Annotated in this window: 4 protein-coding genes; all 4 read right to left on the reverse strand. The window is 73.1% G+C overall.

Features of this window, described 5'->3' with window-relative positions; all coding sequences use genetic code 11:
• The coding region (locus AB0C69_RS37640) for an RDD family protein (protein WP_360360553.1) at positions 1–673 on the reverse strand (673 nt) is incomplete at its 3' end.
• A gap of 93 nt (positions 674–766) precedes the next feature.
• Entirely contained in the window at positions 767–1,921 is a 1,155-nt protein-coding gene (locus AB0C69_RS37645; RefSeq protein WP_345176345.1) for an acyl-CoA dehydrogenase, read from the reverse strand.
• Positions 1,918–3,879: a biotin carboxylase N-terminal domain-containing protein gene (locus AB0C69_RS37650; protein WP_360360556.1), complete on the reverse strand. Its 1,962-nt coding sequence runs from the start codon at positions 3,877–3,879 to the stop codon at positions 1,918–1,920. Before AB0C69_RS37650 ends, AB0C69_RS37645 begins: the two co-directional genes overlap by 4 nt.
• Before the next feature lie 10 nt (positions 3,880–3,889).
• Positions 3,890–5,152 (reverse strand): carboxyl transferase domain-containing protein, encoded by a 1,263-nt coding sequence (locus tag AB0C69_RS37655; RefSeq protein ID WP_360360559.1) that lies wholly within the window; start codon positions 5,150–5,152, stop codon positions 3,890–3,892.
• Positions 5,153–5,223 lie beyond the last annotated feature (71 nt).

Here is a 5,223-nt window from a genome sequence, read left to right on the forward strand (position 1 = left end):
AGCAGCACGTCGTGTCCAGTAGGTAGTTGGGCCCCGGCGGGCCGTAGTGCTTGTTGATGTCGGCCGCGCCCGTCCTCGCCTTGCCGACGAGGGTCGGCGCGCTGTTGGCCAGGAACACCGCGACGGCGACCAGCCAGGTGACGAGGGACAGGAAGAAGAGCCCGTGCAGGAGGAGGATCCACGCGGTGCAGTACAGGCCGGTGCCGCCCGCCGTGGTCACCAGGGACCGGCGCAGCGCCCGGGACTTGGCGGACCTGGCGTTCTCCACGCGCAGGTCGAGCACGGCCTTGCCGACGGTCCGGCCGGCGAAGGCCTGCCCCGCGAACTGGTGCAGGAACTCGATCAGGATGAGCAGGAGCAGCGCCTGCTCGACGGCGCTGACGGCCGTGTTCCAGAGGCTCGTCCCGAAGTTCTCGGCGGCCTGCCGGACGTCGCCGCCGGACAGCAGGAGCCCGCCCGCCGCAGACAGGGCGTCGCCCCAGAGCCCGTCACCGAGGAGTCCGTTCAGCCGTCCCCACGTCATCGTGCCGAGGAGGGCCGCGGCGCAGGCGAGCAGGGCGGTGTCGATGCTCCAGGCCGCCAGACGGCGGCCGCGCGGGGCCGCGGCGGGAGGCGGCGGCGCGTGCGGGACGGGCTCGGCGGCGGGCGGCGGAACGGGTGGCGGACCGTACACGTGAGTCCCTCAGGTCGCGATCTTCATTTTTGATCAAAGCGCGGGAACGGCAGGAGTCTAGGCCGCCCGGCCCCGCCGCCGCCACCGAAGCGGTCAGTAGGACTTGGGCAGCCCCAGGGAGTGCTGTGCGACGTAGTTGAGGATCATCTCGCGGCTGACCGGGGCGATGCGCATGAGCCGGACGACGCCGGCGAGCATCCCGACGCCGTACTCGGTGGTGAGGCCGTTGCCGCCGTGGGTCTGGATGGCCTGGTCGACGCAGTGGATCGCGGCCTCGGCGGTGGCGTACTTGGCCATGTTCGCCGCCTCGCCGGCGCCCGCGTCGTCGCCCTCGTCGTAGAGCCACGCGGCCTTCTGCCCCATCAGCCGGGCCAGCTCCAGCTCGATCTTGGCGGCGGCGAGCGGGTGCGCGATGCCCTGGTGCGCGCCGATCGGCGTTCTGAACACCTGCCGCGACGCGGCGTAGGCGGTCGCCTTGCCGAGCGCGAGGCGGCCGATCCCGGCGCCCATCGCGGCGGCCATGATGCGCTCGGGGTTGAGGCCGGCGAACAGCTGCAGCAGGCCGCCGTCCTCGTCGCCGACAAGCGCGTCGTAGGGCAGCCGGACGTCGTCGAGGTGGCAGACGAACTGCTTCTCCGGCGACACGATCTCCATGTCGATCGGGGTGAAGGTGAACCCGGGCGCGGTGGTCGGGACGATGAACAGCGACGGCCGCAGGTTGCCCTTCTGGTCCTGCGTGCGGGATACGAACAGCACGGCGTCCGACTCGTCCACGCCGGAGATGAACGTCTTCTGCCCGTTCAGCACCCACCCGTCGCCGTCGCGGCGCGCCGTGGTGGTGATGCGGTGCGCGTTGGAGCCGGCGTCGGGCTCGGTGATCGCGAACGCCATCTTCACCGAACCGTCGGCGAAGCGCGGCAGCCAGTGCTTCCTCTGGTCCTCGGTGCCGGACCGGGCGATGATCGTCGCGCAGATCGCCGGGGAGACGACCATGAGCAGCAGCGGGCAGCCCGCGGCCGCCAGCTCCTCGCACACGGCGGCGAGGTCGCCGATGCCTCCGCCTCCGCCGCCGTACTCCTCCGGCACGTTGACGCCGAGGTAGCCGAGGCGCCCGGCCTCGGCCCACAGCTCGTCGGTCTTCTGTCCGGATCTGGCCTTCTCCACGTAGTAGGAGGAGCCGTACTCGCCGCCCAGTTCGGCGACCGCGGCGCGCAGGGCCCGCCGCTCCTCGGTCTCGACGAAGCTCATTCGGGGGTCCCTTCGATGACGGCGAGGACGGCGCCGGACTCGACCTGCTGCCCCGCGGTGACGTTCAGTTCGGCGACCGTCCCGGCGGACGGCGCGGCGATGCGGTGCTCCATCTTCATCGCCTCCAGGACGACGAGGGTCTGCCCTTCGGCGACGTCCGCGCCCGGTTCGGTCTCGACGCGGACGACGGTGCCGGGCATGGGGGCCAGGAGGGAGCCCGGGGCGATCCGGCCGCTCGGGTCGGCGAACCGCGGAACGGCGACGAGGGCGACCGGGCCGAGGCGCGAGTCGACGTGCACCGCGTCCCCGGCGGCGGTCACGGCGAAGGTCTCGCGGAGGCCGTCGCGGTCGAGGACGACGCGGTCCGGAGCGGCGGACACCAGCGACGTGCCCGGGCACAGCTCGGAGGTCAGACCGTCCCTGTCCAGCCGGTAGTCGACGTCCACCGGGCCGCCGGGCCCCTGGAACGTCCTGCGCTGCGGCTGGGACCGCACGTTGCGCCAGCCCGACGGGAGGCCGCCGAGCACCGCGGCGCCCTCCCGGCTCGCGGCCGCCTGGGCGAGCGCGGCGGCCAGCGCGCACATCCGGACCGCGGCCTCGTCCGCGAGGGGCGCGGCCAGGGTGTCCAGGCCGACGCGGTCGAGGTAGCCGGTGTCGGTGGCGCCGTCCAGGAACCCCGGCTCCTCCAGGATCCGGACGAGCAGGTCGCGGTTGGTGGTGAGGCCGTGGATGCGGGCGCCGCGCAGCGCCGCCGCCAGCCGGCGCGCGGCGGCGGCCCGGGACGGCGCCCACGCGATCACCTTGGCGAGCATCGGGTCGTAGTGGACGCCGACCTCGGCGCCGCTCTCCACGCCGCTGTCGAGCCGCAGCCCGTACGCCGCCGGCACGGCGAACTCGGCGTCCGCCCCCGGCACCTCGAAGGTGTGCAGCGTGCCGCTGGCGGGCCGCCAGTCGTGCGCGGGGTCCTCGGCGTAGAGGCGCACCTCGACGGCGTGACCGCGCGGTTCCGGCGGCGCGGCCGGAAGGCGGGCGCCCTCGGCGACCTCGATCTGCAGCCGGACGAGGTCCACCCCGTACACGCACTCGGTGACCGGGTGCTCGACCTGGAGCCGGGTGTTGACCTCCAGGAAGGAGAAACCTCCGTCGCGCGCCAGCATGAACTCGACCGTGCCCGCGCCGGTGTACCCGATGGCGCGCGCCGCGCTCGCCGCCGCCCCGCACAGCCGCGCGCGCAGCTCCGGACCGACCGCCGGGGACGGCGCCTCCTCGATGATCTTCTGGTGGCGGCGCTGGATGGAGCACTCGCGCTCGCCGAGCGTCCAGACCGTCCCGTGCGCGTCGGCGAGGATCTGCACCTCGATGTGGCGGGCGTCCTCCAGCAGCGGCTCGCAGAACACGGTCGGGTCGCCGAACGCCGACTCCGCCTCCCTGCGCGCCCCCGCGACGGCGCTCTCCAGCTCCTCGAGCGTCCTGACGACGCGCATGCCGCGCCCGCCGCCGCCCGCGGACGCCTTGACCAGCAGCGGCAGGTCCGCGTCGCCGACCCGGACGGGGTCGAGCTCGGGCAGCACCGGGACGCCCGCCGCGGCCATCAGCTTCTTGGCCTCGATCTTGGAGCCCATCGCGGCGATCGCCTCGGTAGGCGGGCCGATCCAGGTCAGGCCGGCGTCGACGACCGCCCGCGCGAAGTCCGCGTTCTCCGACAGGAACCCGTAGCCCGGGTGGACGGCGTCGGCCCCGGCGCGCTCCGCCACGGCGAGGAGCCGCTCCACCGACAGGTAGGTCTCCGCCGGGGACGCGCCGGGCAGCCGCCCGGCCACGTCCGCCTCCCGGACGTGCGGCGCGGCGGCGTCGGGGTCGGAGTGGACGGCGACCGTCCCGACGCCGAGGTCCCGGCAGGCGCGCAGGACGCGGCGGGCGATCTCGCCGCGGTTGGCGACCAGCACTCTTTTGATCATTGTTCGACACTCACATCCGGAAGACGCCGAAGCCCTCGGCGCCGCGCACGGGGGCGTTGTGGACGACGGACAGGCACAGGCCGAGGACGGTCCGGGTGTCGCGGGGATCGATCACCCCGTCGTCGTAGAGCCGCCCGGACAGGAAGAACGGCAGCGACTCGGCCTCGATCTGCGCCTCGACCATCTCCCGCATCGCGCGGTCCTGGTCCTCGTCGTAGGCCTGCCCGCGCGCCTGCGCCGCCTGGCGCGCCACGATGGACAGGACGCCCGCGAGCTGCTGCGGCCCCATCACCGCCGACTTGGCGCTCGGCCAGGCGAACAGGAACCGCGGGTCGTACGCGCGGCCGCACATGCCGTAGTTGCCCGCCCCGTACGAGGCGCCCATGATGATCGAGATGTGCGGGACCCTGCTGTTGGCCACCGCGTTGATCATCAGGGCGCCGTGCTTGATGATCCCGGCCTGCTCGTACTCCCTGCCGACCATGTAGCCGGTCGTGTTGTGCAGGAACAGCAGCGGGGTGTCGCGCTGGTTCGCGAGCTGGATGAACTGCGCCGCCTTCTGCGCCTCGTCCCCGAACAGCACGCCCTGCGCGTTCGCGAGGATCCCGATCGGGTAGCCGTGGACGCGCGTCCAGCCGGTGACCAGGCTCGTCCCGTACAGCGGCTTGAACTCGTCGAACCGCGACCCGTCGGCGATCCGCGCGATGACCTCGCGCGGATCGAAGGGGACCTTCAGGTCCTCGGGGACGATCCCGGCCAGCTCCTCGGCGTCGTACAGCGGCTCCTCGACCGGGCCCGGCGCGGGGCCGAGCTTGCGGTGGTTGAGATTCGCGACGATCCGGCGTCCGAGGCGCAGCGCGTCCTCCTCGTCCGCCGCCATGTAGTCGGCGAGCCCGGAGGCGCGCGCGTGCATCTCGGCGCCGCCGAGCTCCTCGTCGTCGGCCTCCTCGCCGGTCGCCATCTTCACCAGCGGCGGCCCGCCGAGGAACACCTTCGCGCGCTCCCTGACCATGACGACGTGGTCGCACATGCCCGGGATGTAGGCGCCGCCCGCCGTGGAGTTGCCGAACACGAGCGCGATCGTGGGGATCCCCGCGGCCGACAGCCGGGTGAGGTCGCGGAACATGCGGCCGCCCGGGATGAAGATCTCCTTCTGCGTCGGCAGGTCCGCGCCGCCCGACTCGACCAGGTTGATGACGGGCAGCCGGTTCTCCAGCGCGATGTCGGACGCCCGGAAGCTCTTCTTCACCTTCCGCCGTAGCCGCACAGTCATCTACAGCCGAACCACACGGCTGGCTCGTCCGGACATCGACCGGACGAGGCGAACAGACGAGAAAAACAGGT

It is taken from the genome of Actinomadura sp. NPDC048032, from assembly GCF_040653175.1.
GTDB classification, from domain to species: Bacteria; Actinomycetota; Actinomycetes; order Streptosporangiales; family Streptosporangiaceae; genus Spirillospora; species Spirillospora verrucosospora.

Coding starts and splice junctions, on each gene's coding strand:
- AB0C69_RS37645 (WP_345176345.1), bottom strand. CDS start 1,921: ATGAGCTTCGTCGAGACCGAGGAGCGGCGGGCCCTGCGCGCCGCGGTC.
- AB0C69_RS37650 (WP_360360556.1), bottom strand. CDS start 3,879: ATGATCAAAAGAGTGCTGGTCGCCAACCGCGGCGAGATCGCCCGCCGC.
- AB0C69_RS37655 (WP_360360559.1), bottom strand. CDS start 5,152: ATGACTGTGCGGCTACGGCGGAAGGTGAAGAAGAGCTTCCGGGCGTCC.